This window comes from Croceicoccus bisphenolivorans, from assembly GCF_001634625.1.
GTDB classification, from domain to species: domain Bacteria; phylum Pseudomonadota; class Alphaproteobacteria; order Sphingomonadales; family Sphingomonadaceae; genus Croceicoccus; species Croceicoccus bisphenolivorans.
The window spans coordinates 34,027-51,743 of the sequence record NZ_LRSE01000016.1 but is presented as its reverse complement, the minus strand read 5'-3'; the positions used below and the strand labels follow the sequence as shown (position 1 = coordinate 51,743).

Here is a 17,717-nt window from a genome sequence, read left to right as displayed (position 1 = left end):
GCTTCTAGTGGAACCGCATTCCCTAACCGCGCCAGGGTATCGAATACCGGTATCGGCTCTGCCGCAATCATTGCATCGCTTCTTTTTAGCGCTCACCGAAACGGGCAAATTGCTCACCTAGGGAGCAATATGCAGCGATCTTTGTCTCCCCCTGAAACCGATTAGAAATTCAATTTAGCCTGCATGAGGACAAGGGAAGAGGTATGCGCGCATCGCTCCAGCGTAGCCCATTGCGATTGACGAAGATGATCCCGCTCAGTGCGCGCCGGTCATCAACCCGGGACTTGCCGTGGCTCTTGGGAAATACGGCACCAGCCGCGCCATCTGCTCGGCAGTCAGCCAATAGAGGTCACTCATAATCAGTCTTCTCGCGGAGCCTGAAGTCGAAGGCGCGCAAAGCACAATCACATCGAGGCCACCCAATCAATGGGTCCTGAGCCAAGAGACGAAGCGTACCGGATCCCGTGAGAGGGATCCGGCCGTTGGCCTACCTACCAGTACACAGGTGTAGAGTAGTAATCATACACCGCCGTACGATGCCTTTGGTCCGAAATGGTCCGCTCACGATCGCTTTCTTGGAAAGATGGGGCTTCTTTTAACTGTTCCTCAGTCACGTCGAGCCTATATCCGCCCTTGTCGACGTCGTATTCGAGCTTCTGCCAAGGCACGGCATGACGACTACCGCCCATGCCAAGAAAGCTACCAACGTCGAGGATCGCTTCGCGCGCTTGACCGCTTCGCTTTTCGATCATGATGCAGTCGACCGATCCGATCTTGTCACCATCTGAGCCGTAGACCGACGTCCCTTCCACGCGATCGCTTGAAATGCAGTCTTGCGAATTTTGGGTCTGGGTTTGCATTAATCTTCTCCGTTTTTCTGGGACATCCGCGAGCCAACAGGTTCTCTGACGCTCGCTCAGTCTCATTAAAACAACGGCCTCGTAGATAATCGTTGCACCGCGCAACTGGCGAACGGGACAGACAGGGCTCGATTCAGGCTCAAACGAAGGACCCCACACTTCGCCTGACTGGCAAACGCTAACCGTTATTCTGTCGTCAGGCGGGGGGTTCAGTCGCCCTCATTCAAATATCCTTCGAATTCGGGCACCGGACGCGCTTTCGCGGCCTCCGTCGAAGCCGCCATGCCATTGGCGCCTATGTCGTTGACCAGCCATTTTATCTCGGCGATTTCCTTGCGCTGGGCGCGAATGATGCCGTTAGCCAGTTCGCGCGCGCATGCGTCCTTGATTTGCGTCCTCTCACTGGTGAGCACTGCGATCGAGTGATGCGGGATCATGGCTGACATGTACTCGCAGTCGGTGACGCTGACCTGGCTACGCACCAGGAACAAAGCTCCAGCGAAAACTGCCACGGCAACGCCGAGAATGATCCAGTGTATTAATTTCCACTGAAAGCTGACCCGGGCTTGCCATCGAGAATTGACCCGGGTGGGTATTATGTCCCGCTGTGCGGGCGGTGGGTAAATCGGGTGATTTTTCCTTTCTGGATTTGGGCGCTGCCAAACTGGCCCGGAAGCGGAAGTTGTCATTTCCAGTCTCGAGGATGTGGCAGTGATCGGTGAGCCGTTCGAGCAGCGGGGTCATCATTTTTGCGTCCCCGCGTTCGGGATAGATAGGCCGCATCTTTGTCCGAATCTCGGAACACGGCGGCCCGGGCCCCGTTAATATCGAATGACACTTAAAGCTCTTGCCCTCAACTGCTCGCTCAAGTCCGACCCGGATGACGAGTCCTCCACCGATGCCATGATCTCGGTGCTCAAGGACGCATTCGAACAGCACGAGGTCGTAGTCACCCGCACCATCCGCGTGGCTTCGCTAAACATCAAGCCGGGTGTTGCATCGGATGAAGGCGAAGACGATGACTGGCTTACCTTGCGCAACCAATTGCTCGATCATGATATCCTGATTTTCGGCGGGCCGATCTGGATGGGCCAGGTTAGCAGCGTTGCCAAACGCGTGCTCGAACGGCTTGATGCCTTTCTCGGCGAGACCGACGATCAGGGGCGCATGCCCAGTTATTCGATGGTGGCGGTCGCCGCGATTGTGGGCAACGAGGACGGTGCGCATTTCTCCTCTGCGCAATTGTTCCAGTCGCTCAATGATGTCGGCTTCACCATTCCTGCCGTCGCCGCGTGCTACTGGGTAGGGGAAGCAATGGGATCGGTCGATTTCAAGGATCTCGACGCCGTGCCCGACAAGGTTACGCAAACCGCCGCAATGGTCGCAGGAAATGCGGCGCATCTCGCCGGGCTGCTGGAGCAGTCTCCCTACCCCGGTTGACACGAACGGGTCGCGAGAGGATTGGCATGCAGGGAATGCGAACCGAAAGCGACAGCCTCGGCCCGGTCGACGTGCCGGGCAACTGCTATTGGGGCGCTCAGACGCAGCGCAGCCTGAACAATTTTCCCTTTGCCAGGCACGAACGGATGCCGCTGGAGATCATTCACGCGTTGGCGAACGTCAAACTGGCCGCATCGCGGGTTAACCGCGCGTATGGCTTGTCCGCTGAACTGGCCGATGCCATCGAAACCGCTGCTCTAGAGGTGATCGAGGGGCGACATGACGACCAGTTCCCGCTGGCGACCTGGCAGACTGGCAGCGGCACGCACAGCAACATGAATGTTAATGAGGTGATCGCTGGTCGCGCCAACGAAATCCTCGTCGGAAGCCGCGGCGGCAAGCGCCCCGTCCACCCCAACGACCATGTGAACAAGAGCCAGTCATCTAACGACAGTTTCCCGACCGCTCTGCATATTGCCACTACCCGGGCGCTCGCGGAACGGCTGCTTCCTGCCCTGGATCGGCTGCGCACGGCGCTGGATGCCAAGGCACGGAGCTGGGACACCATCGTCAAGATCGGCCGAACGCATCTTCAGGATGCAACCCCGCTCACCCTCGGGCAGGAATTTTCCGGCTATGTTGCGCAGCTCGACGCCAATCGCGCGGCCATCGATTTCGTCGCCGGTGATGTCAGTTTGCTGGCGCAGGGCGGTACCGCGGTCGGAACGGGTCTCAATGCCCCCGATGGATTCGGTAAGGCCATGGCTACCGAACTGTCGCGCCTGACGGGATATGACTTCGCGCCGGCTCCAAACCCGTTCGAGGCGCTCGCTTCGAACGATGCTCTGGTGCGGCTGTCGGGCGCGCTTGGCGCCCTTGCCGTTTCGCTGACCAAGATCGCCAACGACATCCGTTGGCTCGCCTCCGGCCCCCGTTCGGGACTAGGCGAACTGAACCTGCCGGCCAACGAGCCAGGAAGCTCGATCATGCCGGGCAAGGTCAACCCGTCGCAGTGCGAGATGCTAACCATGGTAGCGGCGCAGGTGATCGGCAACCAGCACGCAATCACTATCGGCGGCATGCAGGGGGCGTTCGAACTCAACGTGTTCAAACCGATGATCGGAGCTGCAGTCATCCGCGCGATAGACCTGCTCGCCACCGGCATGGAAAGTTTTGCCGAGCGCTGCGTCGAGGGGATCGAGCCTAACCGTGCACGGATCGCGCAGCTAGTCGACCAGTCCCTGATGCTTGTAACCGCGCTGGCGCCCGAAATCGGCTATGACAGCGCGGCGAAAATCGCCTCCCACGCTCATGCCGAGGAGCTCACCCTGCGCGAGGCGGCGCTGGAACTCGGGCTGGTGGACGAAGCGACTTTCGATCGGCTGGTGCGGCCGGAATACATGACCTGAATCGGCGAATGCAAATCAGGTGTTCTCGCTATCATCGGCCTCAAGTAGCTCGTCGGTTACTTCCATCAGCATCGGATCACCTCCCGCGCGGCGCAGATCGCATCGAGGAAGGATTTGCGCGTGGCAGGCTCGTCATAGGCCATGCCGGCATCGAATGCCTCGCGCCACCTGGCCCTCGTCCGGCCATTCGCCTACACCGACGAAGCAAATCTTGTCATCATCCCGGACCGCGCGATGAAGCCGCGAACCGAGGCTTCCATACCTACGCCTGATCAGCTTGGTCCCACGCCGCCATGCCGAACGGAATTGCTCTTCCTTCCCGGGCTGAACTTCCCAGCAGTATGTGGCGACGAATGGTCCCATCCCTTGATCAGCGGTAGGGCACGAAATCGCCAAGGAAAACGACACCGGTTGTGAAGCCAAGGGTCCTGTCCACGGTCCGCACGAAATCCTGCTTGCACAACTGGCCACCTGTGCGCTCGATGACGAGCACATCCTGGGTATCGAGCGAACGCGGGTTGTCGGGTCGCGCGACATAGATCGTGTTGCCCGCATCGTAGACGACGGCGGTTTCGTCGATCACCGTGAGGCGATTGTCGGCAAAGGCAGCAATGCAGCTTTGCGGCTCGCCAGCAGTTCGCCCAGCGAGCATCTCGGCGAGGCGAGCCTCGCCCCTCTCGGCACTAGCCCCTATGGTGGAAGTCGCACAGCCGGACAGTGCGACCACCGCCAAGGAACTGGCAATGGCGGTGGCGAGCGGGAGTTTGGCGGGGGATGTCATTGGTTTTCCTTCCCTGCCGACAAAGGGCCAAAACGCGCTTCGTCGACAATTCGGTTGCACAAGAAATGCGCTTGGTTTCGATCTCTATTATCAGGCCACGATCACACTCATCGTCAACGCAATGCACAGCGCCGCACCTCCAAGCAGGACAGCAATCGCGACCAGCACTTCTTGCTTTGAATGGCGCGCGCGCGTGTCAGAGGCGACCAGGCCTGCTTTGCCCTCAAAGGCTGATGCAACGCTGTTCAGGTGAAGCATGAGCCAGAAACCGGCCGACACCGAAGCGACGAAACTGGCCGCAGCTGCAATTCCAATAATTGTGATCGACATATTTCGTCCCTTTTAAGAGATATTTGGACGATAATATTTCAACGCACTTGGGCATGAATTGTTTCGAGTTTGCCTGGATTTTCCAACATCCATCAATCAACATATCTGCCCCGCGCTACCAATTAGCCCTACCCCGGCAGCCTCCAAGGTGCCTCGCACTATCTATAGGGTATGCGCCAGCGCCGTCAGTCCGAATTAGACCGCCGGATTGGTTCGGTCGCTTGTGGTTCTGTTGTCACAGTCGGGTCAATGCGCCAGACGGTGTTGGAAACATCGTCGGCAATAAACAAGGCGCGTCTCTCCCGATCATAGGCTACGCCCACAGGTCGCCCTCTTGCATATCCGTCCTTGAGAAACCCGGTGGCTACATCGATGGGTTTGCCCGATGGCCTGCCATTCTTGAAAGGCACAAAGACCACCCTGTATCCCGACGGATCCTTGCGGTTCCAACTGCCATGCTGGCCGACGAAAGCGCCTTCGGTAAATCGCCCGCCCAGCCCGCCACTCGTTGCGAAGCTCAATCCTAGTGCTGCCACATGAGAGCCAAGCGCATAATCCGGGCGGATCGCCTTTTGCACGAGATCAGGACGTTGAGGCTGAATTCGAGGGTCAACATGCTGCCCATAATAGCTGTAGGGCCAACCGTAGAACGCGCCTTCCTTCACCGAGGTCATGTAATCCGGCACGAGCTGCGGGCCCAGTTCGTCGCGTTCGTTAACGACAGTCCACAGCGCATCGGTCCACGGATTGATCGCAAGAGCGGTCGGATTGCGCAGGCCGGATGCGAAGATGCGACTTGCGCCGGTTTCGGGATCGATTTCCCAAATAACGGCACGATCTTCCTCCACATCCATACCGCGTTCGCCGACGTTGCTGTTCGATCCGATGCCAACATACAGTTTCGAACCGTTCGAACTGGCCGTCATTGCCTTCGTCCAGTGATGATTGATCACTGCGGGCAGCTTCGTCACCTCAATCGGGGGGCCAGATGCCTGTATCATGCCATCAGTGTATTCGAACCGAACCAAATTTCCCTGATTGGCGACAAAGATCGAACCATCCACAAACTCGAGTCCGTAGGGCGCATCCAATCCTTCGGCGAAAGTCGTTTGCAAGTCGGTCTGCCCATCGCCATCGGTATCGCGCAGCAGGGTAAGACGATCGCCGCCCTCCACCGGACTTTTGCCTTGGCCTTTGATCCACCCGGCAATGACGTCTTTGGGGCGGACCTTCGGCGCCTTCCCGCCCGACCCTTCCGCGACCAGAATGTCGCCGTTCGGCAAGATCAGCAGCTGACGGGGGATTTTCAGATTTTCTGCGATCGGCGTAATTGTGAACCCATCGGGAACGGTAGGCAGTTCGCCATTCCATCCGACAGGTGTCGGAATTTCCATTGCAGGAAGCAGCGCATCGTTCTGTCCGGGAAGGTCCGGATTCGCACCAGTCTGATCAAGCGAGGGATCGCTGGACGAACCACATCCGCCAACGGTCATTGCCAAGGGCAAGGCAAGGAGAAAAATCTTGTTCACGGGCGCTCCTCCCGGTGCTTGATACTGCCGTAGGCGATCACGGCTGCAATCAAGGCAAGCACCGTGCATGCAGCGGAAAGGACCAGCCCGGTCATCCCCACTGAATGCCAACCGTCTCGCGCATGATGAAAAGCGTTCACGACGCCGGTTGCGAACATCACCGCGACCACGATGAGATAGAGCAATCCGCGCCCCCGCGCGTGCCGAGCATGTCCGAAAAAGAGGCCCAGCACCGCGAAGAGCAGCAGGATCCCGGCAAAAAGATCGGCCCCGGCAATCAGCCACGATGCAAAGTTCGTCCACTGGATTACGGCGGTGTTGTAATAGGCGATATCCGCGAGCCATGCGGAAGGATAGAGCGCCACCGGGAAAGCCAGAACGATGGCATGCAGCGGATTGGTAAAGGGCTGTTTTTGCAGGTTGACGGTGTGGTCCATCGGTTGCCTCTTCTCCTGTCCCCCCGCATCCATTCTGGATGAGACGATTATCCCCCTCTCACCCTCTAACCCACGACTGCGGGTAAAGTGCCGAAAACAATTGCGGCAAGCGAGAGGCCGAGAGAGCCGAACGCTATAGTCGGTCGTGGCCGAGGCAGCCGAAAGGCCAGTATGCCGATGGCAACCACGGCAAGGCAGGCAGCGATCAGCGCGATTCCATTGGCAGTCGCCGTTCCGGGAAAGACGAGCGCCGCGCCATAGGCGAGGATGAAGTGCCCTCCCCAAATCGCGAAGGCCAGGAGCATCGTCCGATAGATCAGCCGATCGTGCGAATGATAGCGATCAGCCACCGGGAAATATCCGGGGGACGAGTGTGAAAACCATGCCCTGTATCGCGCAATACCCTATGAAGCGTCCGACGATGTCCATAGTCACATTTGTCGGCGTGGTCATGATGCCGCGCGCCTCGCGAAAGGCGAGATAAATGGCCATGACGATAGCCACCGCCACGACCTGCCCCTGAAGCACGGACAACATGAAAACTGTCGCGCCCATCCCGCTTTCGGTCGGATGCAGCCCGCTTTCAAGCCAGCCGGTGACGTCCAGCCAGAGCGCGCCGGTCAAAAGCGCGGCGGCAGCAGCCTGTATGATCCACGGAAGGTCCTCTGCCATCCGGCCACTGCGCAATGCCAGCACCCGCCTGCCGCCCCACGCGCCAAGGAGCGCCAAGGCTTCTACCCCCAATATGACAACGGTTTCGCCCAATGGCGGCGGAGTCTGCCAGACCTCGCCATTAATCCCGGAGAGATAGAAATAGGCGAATAGCGCCATGAACCCGATCATCCCGACGACGACCAGCAGCGTGTTGAGTGCCCACCAGCCGTGGCTCTGGGGACCGGTAATCGCTATAGGCATTTCGATGCCAGCCCCGATATCCGCCCTGTCCTGCTTGATAGGCCGATCGGTTTCCCAGACCCAACGCAGCGTGCTGACCACGGCAACAAGGCCACAAAAGATGGCGAAAGCATAAGCCTGCACTGTCAGCGAAAGAAAAAATCCGGCCGTGAAGATTGCCGCCGACAGCGGCCATGCCGACGGGCCCGGCATCAACTGCACATATTGCGGCTCTGCAAAAAGCGGGGAGGTGATCAGCGTTTCGCGATGCCCAGTTGCGGAATTTGGCAGGAAGTATCGCCCTTCGGCAACTTCGCGCGGCAAATCCGGGCGATCCCATAGCGGCTCACGCGAGGTGATGACGGGGATCGATCGGGTTGAATAAAGGCCTGTCGGCAACCATTCCAGCGTGCCGCCCCCATATAGATTCCCTACATCGTTATCGACCGTAAAGCGAAAGCGGCGGGTGCAATCGATCAGAAACAAAAGGATGCCCGCCGCCATGATAAACGCGCCGATCGTGGAAATCAGGTTGAGCAGATCCAGATCGCGACCGGGCATATAGGTATAAATGCGGCGCGGCATGCCCATCAGACCGGACAGGTGCATGGGGAAAAAGGTTATGTGCAGCCCAGCGAACATCAACCAAAAAACCCACCTTCCCACATGGTCGGACAGGGCGCGGCTGCTGGTCATGCCGTGCCAGTGGTAAAAGGCGGCAAACATCGGAAATACCATGCCGCCCATCAAAACGTAATGCAGGTGGGCAACGATGAAGTACGTATCGTGTGCCTGCCAGTCGAAAGGCACCATTCCGACCATGACCCCGGTCAGGCCGCCCATGGTAAAGATCACCACGCTGCCTACTACGAACAGCGCAGGCGTGCTCCAGCGTATTTTGCCACTGGCCAGCGTTGCAATCCAGCAGAAGACCTGAATACCTGCGGGCAGGCTGACTGCCATGCTGGCCGCAGAGAAATAGCCCGCCGAAACGCGCGGCATGTCCGTGGCGAACATATGGTGCGCCCACACGCCGAAACTGATGAAGCCGGTGGCGACCAGCGCGAGCACATTCAGGCGATAGCCGACCAGTTCAGTTTGGGCGACCGTGGCGACCATCATGCTCATCAAACCCGCGGCGGGAATGAAGATGATGTAGACTTCCGGATGACCAAAAAACCAGAACAGGTGCTGCCATAACAGCGGGTCGCCGCCTCGCGTCGCATCGAAGAACGGCCAGTTGAAGGCCCGCTCGATCTCCAGCAGCATCGTGCAGAGGATGACGCTGGGAAAGGCCACGACGATCATCACGGCAAAGACCAGCATGGCCCATGCGAACATTGGCATCTTGTCGAGCGTCATGCCCGGTGCGCGGGTGCGGAGCACCCCGACGATGATTTCTATGGCCCCTGCAATGGCCGAAATCTCGATAAATCCGATACCCAGCAGCCAGAAGTCGGTGTTGATGCCGGGGCTGAAGGCAATCGACGTCAGCGGGGGGTACATGAACCACCCGCCATCCGGAGCAAGTCCGACGAACAGCGAGAGGAAGAACATCGTTCCGCCGACGAAATACGCCCAATAGGCATAGGCCGAAAGCCGGGGAAATGGCAGATCGCGGGCAGCCAGCATCTGTGGCAAGAGCATGATCCCGATCGCCTCTACCGCGGGAACTGCGAACAGGAACATCATCACCGTGCCATGCATGGTGAAGAACTGGTTGTAGGTGTCGACGCCCAGAACATCCTGCATCGGCGCGGCTAGCTGAATCCGCATGCCCAGCGCCAGCACCCCCGCCGCCAGGAAAAACCCGAAGGCTGTAACGATGTACCAGAATCCGACGTAGTTGTTGTTTACGGCTGTCAGCCGCCGCCAGCCCTTGGGCGAGGCCCAGATCCGCTCCAGATCGCGCACTTCGCCATCGGGCCGGGCCTCGGTCGGAAACCGATCGTAGAGCGCGTGGTCGAACCCGGTCTCCGACTTCACTTCTGCAGTTCCAGAAACGCGGCGATGTGGCCAATATCCTCTGCCGACAGAACGTCATAGCTCGGCATGCGATTGCCCGGCTTGATCGACTGGCTGTCGCCGATCCAGCCCATCATCGTGCCCCGATTGTTCGGCAAGATGCCCGCGCCAAGCGAGCGGCGAGAACCAACATGCGTAAGATCGGGACCGGCAAGTCCGTTAGCCTCGGTCCCGGCGATGCGGTGACAAGCTGCGCAGCCACTCTCCATGAACAGCCGCATGCCGCGCCGCGCATCATATCTTTCCAACGTTCCCAGTTCCATGGGATAAGCCGCTGCATCGCCGGGATAGGGCATCGCGTCAGGCGGGGCAGTTTCGGCAAGCATCTCTGTGCGGGCGACCCGCGTGGTGCGATCGTCGAACCACGTTTGCCAATCCGACTCTTTGTGCGCGATCGCGACAAAGCCCATCAGCGCATGTTGACTTCCGCAATATTCGGCGCACAGACCGCCGAACTCGCCCGGGCGGTCGGCTTGCACTCGGAGCAAGGTGCGCCGACCCGGGATCATGTCTTTCTTACCCGACAGATGCGGCACCCAGAAACTGTGGATCACGTCCGCCCCTTCCAGCTCCAGCACAACGGGCACCCCGACGGGTAGATGAAGTTCGTTGGCGTCTTCCATGACAATGTCGCCGTCGGCGTTCAGGTATTGCACCCGAAACCACCACATCTCACCCGTTATGCGGATGCGCATTTCATCGCCTCGGATCGGCTGGGTAAGACTTGCGGTCAGGGTAAGACCCCAGACGAGCAGCCCCAGCAGGACCACGCCCGGAAAGGCAATCCCGCCGATCCAGATCGTGCGCTCTCCGCCGATTAATGCCTTCATCCGGGGCGATCCCCGCACCGCGAGCCACAGCGCGGCGCAGACAATGGCCGTAACCACCACGCCCATGCCGAACAGCGCCCAGGCCAGCGTCGTCACCTTGTCGGCGTAAGGGCCAGCCGGATCGAGGACCGGCGGAGGCCAACCCCACAGCGCGTCAATCATCGTCCAGGCCGTAAAGATAGGCGGCGATATCGGCCGCTTCGCTTTGCGTCACAGGCATAGCGGGCATGGTAGTGTGGCGCTTTACAGATGGGGCATTGCGGATAAAGACGGCCAGCAGATCAGGGCGATTGGGCAATTGCCCGGCGATCATCCCAACATCGTCGAAGCCATCAAGCGATGGGCCGAGCCGTCCCTTGGGCCATGCGACGCCCGGAATCTCGTGACAAGCGGCGCACCCCGCCTCGTTAATCGCCAACAACCCACGTTCCTGTGCGGCATCGTCCGGCTCGTAACGCGAGCCGATCGGGTTCTTACAGGCGGAAAGCAGACCCAGAACTATCGCACTTGCCACACCCACCCTTTTCATCGCTGCAAAGCGGCCCATTCGATCGATTTCGTTGGGGTGATCCCGCAAACCCGCCATCAAGCTGGAACTGGTCATTCGCCTCTCCGTTCCCAAGGTTCATGCGCAGTGTTTACAGCTCGACCCTTAGATCGGTGGCGTTTGGGCCATTGGCTTGCCTTGCCGCATGCGGTGCCGCGCCCGTTGCCGACCCATTTGACGATACGGGAGAGTTGGTTGCCCTATCCGGTGCCGATGCCGGGCCGGAAGCCGCGTGCCATACCTGTCACGGGTTGGATGGCAGCGGCGATGGCGCGCTGGCGCCGCGGATAGCTGGCCTGGACGTGGGATATATCGTCCGCCAACTGGGCTTTTACGCCGATGGTCAGCGCAGGCATCCGCAGATGTCGTGGCTGGCCAGCAGGTTGGACAGCGCGGAACGAGTCGCGGTCGCTAACTATTACGCACAGATGCGATCACCGCCCGAGCGATGGGAGAGTTCAGCGCCTAGCTGTTTCGAATACATGGCAAAGCTTTATCAGGACGGTGACCCGGATCGCGGCTTGCAAGCGTGCGCAAGTTGTCATGGATCGCGAGGCCAAGGCGTCGGCCCCGGAAATCCGTCTCTGACGAATCAGAGTGCGCGTTATATCGCAGAGCAATTGCAACGATGGCGAGACGGTCGCCGCTATGGCGATGCGATGGGGGCGATGCAAAAGGCAGCTGCCGGTTTGCGCGAAAATGAAATCAGACCCCTGTCGGATTATATTGCCGGTGGTCCGGTGCCCGCGGATCGTCTCGAATTTCAGGAACAATGCCAATGACGGTATCGTCGCGGTCCCAGAAGTGATGTTTTAACGCTGCACCGACGTGAAGCGGAACCAGCGCGGCCAGACCAATCACACCCAGAACGTGCAACCATTCTGCCCAATCCAGAACGCGATACTGCCATCCCGGCGACAGGGTATGAAATGGCATGGGTGGGATCGGCACGATGCCCGCGAGACGCAGCGGTTCCACCGGCTGGATTGCCGACCACATCGCCCACCCACTTAGCGGTAGCAAGGCGAAAAGGCCGTAAAACAGGTAGTGGGTCAGATGCGCAGCCTTGCTTTGCCAGCGAGGCGCATCGGCATCGTTAATTGGATCCGGGATAAACAGCCGCCAGCCAAAGCGGAGGATGGCAAGCAGTAGGATCGAAAGACCGATGTCGCTATGCAGTTCGTAAGCCGCTAATTTGTCGCCGCCGACGGGCCTGCGCGTCATCATCCAGCCCAGACCGAGCTGAAACAGGACAAGCGCGGCCATTATCCAGTGGAACCAGACCCCAATGGGAGAATACTTGCCCGCATTCGTGTAGCTGACCGCCCATTTCCGGATAAGGTTATGCAGCTTCATGGATCGCCTTGTCGCCGAACATGCGGTACAGCAAGGCAAGCGCAGCCAGCAGGTAGATGGCGCTGGCGGGTGCCCACATGATGATGCCCGCCATCTGCTGATCGTCTAGCGGGCTCCATCCCCATGTCTGCGTGGTGAGCCAGTGCGGCGCGTACATGGCATTGGGGGCAAAAGTCAGCAACGCGCCCAGCGCACCCATCGCGACCATCGTTGCCAAGAGCGACAACACCGCCGCAGGTGCGGCCGCCTGCAAGACCCTCGCCCACCAGATCGTCGCGGTCCCCACGATCGTCAGTTGCATCGCCCAGAACACCGCATCGTTGCTCATCGCAGCGGCATAGGCCGGGGGCGCGTGCCACAGCCAGAAGGTCAGCGCGTGAATTGCGGTTATGGTCGGAAGGCCGACACTCAGACGCGCTTTGTCGAGCCCGAGTGCCGCCACCGATAGTGGAGCCAGCAGTGCTGCCAGTATGACGTCATGGATAACCCGTACAGAGAAAAAAACCGAACCGAGAGCACAAAACGGACTGACGTAAAGGACCACTACCAAACCGAGCCCTGACATGGCGTAGCTGAGCCTGACTTTTGTACGAAAGATATGCAAGGCCAGAGCCGCCAACCCTAGCGCGATCAGAAGAACGGGATCGAGGTTCCAGCGTTCGAGCAATGCCGAAGGCACAGGTGCGGCTCCACAATAAGGGATCCAGGCAGGCAAGCGCATTCCTTTTTCGGCAACCGAGTTCAGGGAATGAAAACATTAATCGGGGTGCTCGTTCCCGCCTCAGACTAGCCTCTTTTTCACATTCCGTCGCGCGGCAAGGGGTAGCTGACCTGTTTCTCGGGTAGAGCGAGGACCATCAAGGCGATGGTTTCGTTGTAATCTCGAAGGAGCTAGCCATGACCGAAACCATCGATATGATCCACGAGGACGCGCTTCCCGGCCACGAAAGCGCCTTGGAACCCAAACCGGATTGGCAGCCGCGCTATCCGGGGTCCGGCCGCCTAAAAGGCAAAGTGGCTATCGTAACCGGAGCGGACAGTGGCATCGGCCGAGCCGTGGCGGCTCTTTACGCTCGTGAAGGCGCGAAGATTGCAATCGTCTACCTTCTTGAAGACGACGACGCCGAAAAGACCAGAGCGATCGTGAAGGACGAGGGCAGCGAAGCGATCTGCATCAAGGCGGACATTGGATCAAAAGACGCATGCAATACCATCGTCGACAAAACTCTGGAAGCGTTCGGCAAGATCGACATTCTCGTCAACAATGCAGGGGAGCAGCATCCCGACGACGACATAGTAGATATCACCGAAGAGCAATTGCGGCGCACTTTTCAAACAAACATTTTTGGCATGTTTTTTCTTACCCAAGCAGTCCGTCCGCATCTCGGAGAAAGTGCGAGTATCATCAATTGTACCAGCGTTACGATGTATCAGGGTAGTGCATCCTTGCTCGATTACAGTTCGACAAAGGGCGCAATCACCGCATTCACCAGATCGCTCAGCGAGAATCTCGTGGGTGATGGCATTCGTGTGAACGCGGTTGCGCCCGGTCCGATCTGGACGCCGCTGAAGCCGTGCGGAGGTGCGGATGAGGAAAAGCTGGAGCATTTCGGGGAATCGACGCCAATGGGCAGGCCCGGCCAGCCCAACGAGGTGGCGCCGGCCTTCCTGTTCCTCGCCTGCGAAGATGCAAGCTACATGAGCGGTCAGGTGCTGCACCCAAACGGCGGCGTAATCGTGAACGGCTGACCCAAGCTTTGAGGTTTCGTGCGCCGTTTTCCAGTTCGGTGCGGAACCCGCCCTGCCTCATCCGGTTGGGTTTCATGACATGCAACGAAGCGAGGTACGAATGGCAGATGAAAGCGCGGAATGGTGGCAGGGAGCAATCATCTACCACATTTATCCGCGCAGTTTTCAGGACTCCACGGGGAACGGGATCGGCGATCTTCGAGGGATAGAACAGCGGCTGGATTACATCGCGCAGCTGGGTGTTGATGCCATTTGGATTTCACCCTTCGCCAAATCGCCGATGCGTGATTTCGGCTACGACGTTTCAGACTATCTCTCGGTCGACCCGCTTTTCGGCAGCTTGGAGGATTTCCAGTCTCTGCTGAAGGCCGCGCATGATCGCGGTTTGAAAGTAATGATGGATCAGGTTCTGTCGCATACTTCCAGTGAACATCCGTGGTTTCTGGAAAGCCGGGAGGGGCGGGGCAACGCCAAGGCGGACTGGTACGTCTGGTCCGACCCGGCACCGGGCGGTGCGCCGCCCAACAACTGGCTATCCGTTTTCGGCGGATCGTCTTGGCAATGGGAGCCGCGCCGGGGGCAATACTATCTGCACAATTTCCTGCGCGAACAGCCCGATCTCAACTATCATTGCGAGGATGTGCAACGGGCTGTGCTGGACGTGTGCCGGTTCTGGCTTGAAATGGGTGTCGACGGTTTTCGCCTCGACGTCTGCGCATTTTATTTTCATGACCCTTCGCTAAGCGACAATCCGCCGGCGCAAGCGCCGCAAGGGTCGCACTTCATGTTCAACCCCTATTCGTTGCAGGAACATCGTCACGACATCGCGCAACCAGACAACCTGCAGTTCCTTGAAAAGCTGCGGGCGCTGACCGACGAATACGACGATCGTGTGCTCCTTGGCGAATTGCATCAAAGCGATGGCGAGGCGCTCCATCACGCCTATACTGGCCCGGATCGCCTGCAACTCGCCTATGGCTACTGGTTGCTTGGTGCCGACGAACTAAACGCGGAAACAATTCGCCAGATTGCCACGGACTTGCGCTTCGGCCCTGATGATGGATGGCCTTGCTGGGCGCTGGACAATCATGATTTTCATCGTGCGGTCTCACGTCTGGGCGTGGAAGAAAACCCCGACGCAGCCCTTATCGCACTGATCGCCCTAACCTGCATGCGTGGCGCAACCTGCCTGTATCAGGGGTCCGAACTCGGCCTCCCGAACGCCGATGTCCCTTATGAAGATCTTCTCGATCCTTACGGCCGAGAGTTCTATCCCTCCTTCATCGGTCGCGACGGTGCGCGCACGCCGATGCCGTGGGATGCAGAAAAACCCCATGCTGGCTTTAGCGAGGCAAAACCATGGCTACCCGTCACCGAACCCCATCGTCGACTATCGGTGCGGCAACAGGAAACTTTACCCGGATCGACCCTTAATCGGATGCGCCGTTTTTTGAACTGGCGCCGGGAAATGCCTGCTCTTCGCCTAGGTGAAATGCGCTTCCTCGACGTTCCCCAAGACGTACTTGGTTTTGTCCGGACATACGATGGGCAAAATATATGCTGCTTGTTCAATCTTTCGGCGACTGACGTTCCGGTCTCGCTGGATTTGATTGACTGCGGCGAACAGCTACATGGGCACGGCTTTGCCGCCGTATTGGAAGACGAGGTTCTTGTCCTTCCCGCCCACGGCGCCTGGTTCGGAGCCGCTAGCTGATGCGGCCCGGCCGCGAAGCGTTGATCGCGGAAGCGATGTTGCACGATCCGAGATCGAGCCACGCTGATGCAGAGTGGTGGCGCGGTGCGATGTTCTACGAAATCTATCTTCGCAGCTTCAAGGACAGCGACGGCGACGGGATCGGCGACCTTAAGGGCGTGCTGGACAAGCTCGATTACGTTGAGAGTCTGGGGGTGGATGGCCTGTGGCTGTCGCCTTTCTATCCCTCACCTCAAAAAGATTTCGGCTACGATATCACCGACTTTTGCAACGTCGATCCAATGTTCGGATCGATGGGAGATTTCCTGGATTTGATTGGAGCGGTTCATGACAGAAATCTGAAGTTGCTGATCGATCTGGTGCCGTGCCACACCTCGGAAGAGCATCCCTGGTTTCTGGAAAGCCGATCAGGTCAGGATAACGCCAAAGCCGATTGGTACATCTGGGCGGACAGCGCGCCGGATGGTGGGCCGCCCAACAACTGGCTTTCCAGTTTCGGCGGTTCGGCCTGGGAATGGGATCCGCGCCGCTCACAATATTACTACCATCCCTTTCTGACCTGTCAGCCGGCATTGAACCTGCGCAACCCCGAGGTGCTGAGGGCGATAATCGGCGTGTTCGAATACTGGATGGACCGCGGCGTGGATGGCTTCAGGCTCGATGCCATCCAGTGTCTATGCTGCGATCCCTGGCTCAGGCCCAATCCCTCGGCGCCCGGGGGAGAAGCGAATATCATGGTCGGTGGCGGTCCCAACAATCCATTCCGCAAACAATTGCACTTGTTCGATCGCGATGTCCCCGAAGCGATCCCCATCCTGGAAGCGATGCGCGATGCAGTGCGGAAATACGAGCCCGAGCGCGTACTGATCGGCGAACTGGCCGATGTCGATTCCAGCCGTATGGCGGTGAAATATACGCTGCGTGGAGAGCGCCTGCACGCAGTGTACGATTTCGATCTGATCAATGGCGCCAAATCGCTTGACGACTGGCGCGAACTGCTCAGCATCCGTGCGCGTTTCATGGCATCGGGCTGGATGATGAATGTCTTCACCAACCACGATTCCGTCAGGTCGGTTTCCAATCTCACGCTGTTCGCCGAAGAAGAAGGCGATCGCGCGGCCGCTGCAAAGCTGCTGCTCTTCATGCAGTCGACCCTGCTGGGAGGCGGAATTATTTTCCAGGGGGAAGAGCTGGGCCTGCCGCAACCTGAACTGGAGTACGAGGATTTGCAAGACCCATGGGGTAAGAACCTCTGGCCAGATTTCGCGGGCCGCGATGGCGTGCGCACGCCGATCCCCTGGACCCGATCGAAGACCAAGGCCGGCTTTACCACCGCCAAAAAGGCGTGGCTGCCCGTACCGCCAGAGCACTCTTGCCTCTCTGTATCGGCGCAAAACTCAGACGAAAATTCGGTCCTGAATTTTTTTCGATCACTGATGGCGTGGCGGCGGAATGAGCCTTTGATCCGTCGCGGGGATGAACTGGTCTACGATGTCGATGTTGCCCCGGTGATTGCCTATGATCGCTTTGATGATGCCCGCTGCCTGACCTTCGTTGTCAACGTAAGTCTCGATCAGCGATGGTTTCCGACTGACGACAGTGACGAACTTATTGATCTGGACGGTTGCGTCGCCAAGAAATCCAAGCATGGTATCGAGCTTCCGCCGCTTGGATTTGCGATCATCCAACGGGGGGAACGGGCTGGAACGATTGAAAGAAGCGTTTTCAACTGACCGACCGAAAAGTGAACTCTTTTTTCACTTTCAAATAGCTCACGTAGCATGGGTCGCCTTTTGTCATGATGAAAGGCGTGCGT

At 58.7% G+C, this 17,717-nt stretch carries 18 protein-coding genes and 3 pseudogenes; 6 read left to right on the top strand and 15 right to left on the bottom strand.

All coding sequences use genetic code 11. The annotated features are described in order from the left end of the window. Nucleotides 1-208: 208 nt before the first annotated feature. The 4 genes and pseudogenes from A7A77_RS17565 to A7A77_RS17955 all read right to left on the bottom strand — a co-directional run. Nucleotides 209-357: pseudogene (locus tag A7A77_RS17565) on the bottom strand (transposase); the annotation flags it as partial. Nucleotides 358-491: 134 nt separating this feature from the next. After that, complete coding sequence (locus A7A77_RS17560) at nucleotides 492-860, bottom strand: PRC-barrel domain-containing protein (RefSeq protein ID WP_082836167.1); 369 nt, start codon at nucleotides 858-860, stop codon at nucleotides 492-494. Nucleotides 861-1,069: 209 nt separating this feature from the next. Next, complete coding sequence (locus tag A7A77_RS17555; RefSeq protein WP_425388580.1) at nucleotides 1,070-1,342, bottom strand: DUF305 domain-containing protein; 273 nt, start codon at nucleotides 1,340-1,342, stop codon at nucleotides 1,070-1,072. 157 nt (nucleotides 1,343-1,499) lie between these two features. Further along, nucleotides 1,500-1,619: pseudogene (locus tag A7A77_RS17955) on the bottom strand (ATP-binding protein); the annotation flags it as partial. 72 nt (nucleotides 1,620-1,691) lie between these two features. Between A7A77_RS17955 and A7A77_RS14710 the strand changes: the two are divergent. Then, on the top strand, nucleotides 1,692-2,300 hold the full coding sequence (locus tag A7A77_RS14710; RefSeq protein WP_066560046.1) for a flavodoxin family protein: 609 nt from the start codon (nucleotides 1,692-1,694) through the stop codon (nucleotides 2,298-2,300). Nucleotides 2,301-2,326: 26 nt separating this feature from the next. After that, nucleotides 2,327-3,709: a class II fumarate hydratase gene (fumC, locus tag A7A77_RS14705; RefSeq protein WP_066560035.1), complete on the top strand. Its 1,383-nt coding sequence runs from the start codon at nucleotides 2,327-2,329 to the stop codon at nucleotides 3,707-3,709. Between the two features lie 15 nt (nucleotides 3,710-3,724). On the opposite strand, the pseudogene A7A77_RS18360 reads toward fumC, so the two are convergent. The 9 genes and pseudogenes from A7A77_RS18360 to A7A77_RS14665 all read right to left on the bottom strand — a co-directional run bounded on the left by A7A77_RS18360 (nucleotide 3,725) and on the right by A7A77_RS14665 (nucleotide 11,139). Continuing rightward, nucleotides 3,725-4,072: pseudogene (locus A7A77_RS18360) on the bottom strand (antibiotic biosynthesis monooxygenase family protein). 7 nt (nucleotides 4,073-4,079) lie between these two features. Continuing rightward, nucleotides 4,080-4,490 carry a hypothetical protein gene (locus A7A77_RS14700; protein ID WP_066560032.1) on the bottom strand — a complete coding sequence of 137 codons (411 nt, stop codon included), beginning with the start codon at nucleotides 4,488-4,490 and terminating at the stop codon, nucleotides 4,080-4,082. Nucleotides 4,491-4,580: 90 nt separating this feature from the next. After that, nucleotides 4,581-4,820, bottom strand: a complete 240-nt coding sequence (locus tag A7A77_RS14695; protein ID WP_066560029.1) for a hypothetical protein — start codon at nucleotides 4,818-4,820, stop codon at nucleotides 4,581-4,583. Between the two features lie 185 nt (nucleotides 4,821-5,005). After that, nucleotides 5,006-6,313 carry a PQQ-dependent sugar dehydrogenase gene (locus A7A77_RS14690; protein ID WP_066560027.1) on the bottom strand — a complete coding sequence of 436 codons (1,308 nt, stop codon included), beginning with the start codon at nucleotides 6,311-6,313 and terminating at the stop codon, nucleotides 5,006-5,008. A gap of 32 nt (nucleotides 6,314-6,345) precedes the next feature. Further along, nucleotides 6,346-6,786: a DUF2231 domain-containing protein gene (locus A7A77_RS17950; RefSeq protein WP_066560025.1), complete on the bottom strand. Its 441-nt coding sequence runs from the start codon at nucleotides 6,784-6,786 to the stop codon at nucleotides 6,346-6,348. A 65-nt stretch (nucleotides 6,787-6,851) separates the two neighbouring features. After that, nucleotides 6,852-7,136, bottom strand: a complete 285-nt coding sequence (locus tag A7A77_RS14680) for a hypothetical protein (protein ID WP_066560023.1) — start codon at nucleotides 7,134-7,136, stop codon at nucleotides 6,852-6,854. Beyond that, nucleotides 7,129-9,666, bottom strand: coding sequence for a cbb3-type cytochrome c oxidase subunit I (locus A7A77_RS14675; RefSeq protein ID WP_066560018.1), 2,538 nt, complete (start codon nucleotides 9,664-9,666; stop codon nucleotides 7,129-7,131). The genes A7A77_RS14680 and A7A77_RS14675 overlap by 8 nt, the downstream gene beginning before the upstream one ends. Further along, nucleotides 9,663-10,697, bottom strand: a complete 1,035-nt coding sequence (locus A7A77_RS14670; protein WP_066560016.1) for a cytochrome c oxidase subunit II — start codon at nucleotides 10,695-10,697, stop codon at nucleotides 9,663-9,665. The genes A7A77_RS14675 and A7A77_RS14670 overlap by 4 nt, the downstream gene beginning before the upstream one ends. Further along, nucleotides 10,690-11,139 (bottom strand): c-type cytochrome, encoded by a 450-nt coding sequence (locus A7A77_RS14665; RefSeq protein WP_245638500.1) that lies wholly within the window; start codon nucleotides 11,137-11,139, stop codon nucleotides 10,690-10,692. The genes A7A77_RS14670 and A7A77_RS14665 overlap by 8 nt, the downstream gene beginning before the upstream one ends. A 23-nt stretch (nucleotides 11,140-11,162) precedes the next feature. Here A7A77_RS14665 and A7A77_RS18590 point away from each other — a divergent pair, with 23 nt between their 5' ends. Next, nucleotides 11,163-11,864 carry a c-type cytochrome gene (locus A7A77_RS18590; RefSeq protein WP_082836164.1) on the top strand — a complete coding sequence of 234 codons (702 nt, stop codon included), beginning with the start codon at nucleotides 11,163-11,165 and terminating at the stop codon, nucleotides 11,862-11,864. Here A7A77_RS18590 and A7A77_RS14660 read toward each other — a convergent pair. Both A7A77_RS14660 and A7A77_RS14655 read right to left on the bottom strand, forming a co-directional pair. Next, nucleotides 11,788-12,438 (bottom strand): cytochrome b, encoded by a 651-nt coding sequence (locus A7A77_RS14660; protein WP_066560012.1) that lies wholly within the window; start codon nucleotides 12,436-12,438, stop codon nucleotides 11,788-11,790. The two genes, A7A77_RS18590 and A7A77_RS14660, sit on opposite strands and share 77 nt — an antisense overlap. Next, entirely contained in the window at nucleotides 12,425-13,159 is a 735-nt protein-coding gene (locus tag A7A77_RS14655; protein ID WP_066560010.1) for a cytochrome c oxidase assembly protein, read from the bottom strand. Before A7A77_RS14655 ends, A7A77_RS14660 begins: the two co-directional genes overlap by 14 nt. A 176-nt stretch (nucleotides 13,160-13,335) precedes the next feature. Between A7A77_RS14655 and A7A77_RS14650 the strand changes: the two genes are divergently transcribed. From A7A77_RS14650 to A7A77_RS14640, 3 genes are all read left to right on the top strand, one after another. Further along, entirely contained in the window at nucleotides 13,336-14,187 is an 852-nt protein-coding gene (locus tag A7A77_RS14650; protein WP_066560003.1) for a glucose 1-dehydrogenase, read from the top strand. A gap of 100 nt (nucleotides 14,188-14,287) precedes the next feature. Then, nucleotides 14,288-15,901 carry an alpha-glucosidase family protein gene (locus A7A77_RS14645; protein WP_066559998.1) on the top strand — a complete coding sequence of 538 codons (1,614 nt, stop codon included), beginning with the start codon at nucleotides 14,288-14,290 and terminating at the stop codon, nucleotides 15,899-15,901. Beyond that, nucleotides 15,901-17,634 (top strand): alpha-amylase family glycosyl hydrolase, encoded by a 1,734-nt coding sequence (locus tag A7A77_RS14640; protein WP_082836163.1) that lies wholly within the window; start codon nucleotides 15,901-15,903, stop codon nucleotides 17,632-17,634. The genes A7A77_RS14645 and A7A77_RS14640 overlap by 1 nt, the downstream gene beginning before the upstream one ends. The last annotated feature ends 83 nt before the right edge of the window (nucleotides 17,635-17,717 follow it).

What these genes read in the sequence shown, in the direction of transcription:
- A7A77_RS17560 (WP_082836167.1), bottom strand. Translation starts at nt 860, where the DNA reads ATGCAAACCCAGACCCAAAATTCGCAAGACTGCATTTCAAGCGATCGC.
- A7A77_RS14710 (WP_066560046.1), top strand. Translation starts at nt 1,692, where the DNA reads ATGACACTTAAAGCTCTTGCCCTCAACTGCTCGCTCAAGTCCGACCCG.
- fumC (WP_066560035.1), top strand. Translation starts at nt 2,327, where the DNA reads ATGCAGGGAATGCGAACCGAAAGCGACAGCCTCGGCCCGGTCGACGTG.
- A7A77_RS14700 (WP_066560032.1), bottom strand. Translation starts at nt 4,490, where the DNA reads ATGACATCCCCCGCCAAACTCCCGCTCGCCACCGCCATTGCCAGTTCC.
- A7A77_RS14695 (WP_066560029.1), bottom strand. Translation starts at nt 4,820, where the DNA reads ATGTCGATCACAATTATTGGAATTGCAGCTGCGGCCAGTTTCGTCGCT.
- A7A77_RS14690 (WP_066560027.1), bottom strand. Translation starts at nt 6,313, where the DNA reads ATGACCGTTGGCGGATGTGGTTCGTCCAGCGATCCCTCGCTTGATCAG.
- A7A77_RS17950 (WP_066560025.1), bottom strand. Translation starts at nt 6,786, where the DNA reads ATGGACCACACCGTCAACCTGCAAAAACAGCCCTTTACCAATCCGCTG.
- A7A77_RS14670 (WP_066560016.1), bottom strand. Translation starts at nt 10,697, where the DNA reads ATGATTGACGCGCTGTGGGGTTGGCCTCCGCCGGTCCTCGATCCGGCT.
- A7A77_RS14665 (WP_245638500.1), bottom strand. Translation starts at nt 11,139, where the DNA reads ATGACCAGTTCCAGCTTGATGGCGGGTTTGCGGGATCACCCCAACGAA.
- A7A77_RS18590 (WP_082836164.1), top strand. Translation starts at nt 11,163, where the DNA reads ATGCGCAGTGTTTACAGCTCGACCCTTAGATCGGTGGCGTTTGGGCCA.
- A7A77_RS14660 (WP_066560012.1), bottom strand. Translation starts at nt 12,438, where the DNA reads ATGAAGCTGCATAACCTTATCCGGAAATGGGCGGTCAGCTACACGAAT.
- A7A77_RS14655 (WP_066560010.1), bottom strand. Translation starts at nt 13,159, where the DNA reads ATGCGCTTGCCTGCCTGGATCCCTTATTGTGGAGCCGCACCTGTGCCT.
- A7A77_RS14650 (WP_066560003.1), top strand. Translation starts at nt 13,336, where the DNA reads ATGACCGAAACCATCGATATGATCCACGAGGACGCGCTTCCCGGCCAC.
- A7A77_RS14645 (WP_066559998.1), top strand. Translation starts at nt 14,288, where the DNA reads ATGGCAGATGAAAGCGCGGAATGGTGGCAGGGAGCAATCATCTACCAC.
- A7A77_RS14640 (WP_082836163.1), top strand. Translation starts at nt 15,901, where the DNA reads ATGCGGCCCGGCCGCGAAGCGTTGATCGCGGAAGCGATGTTGCACGAT.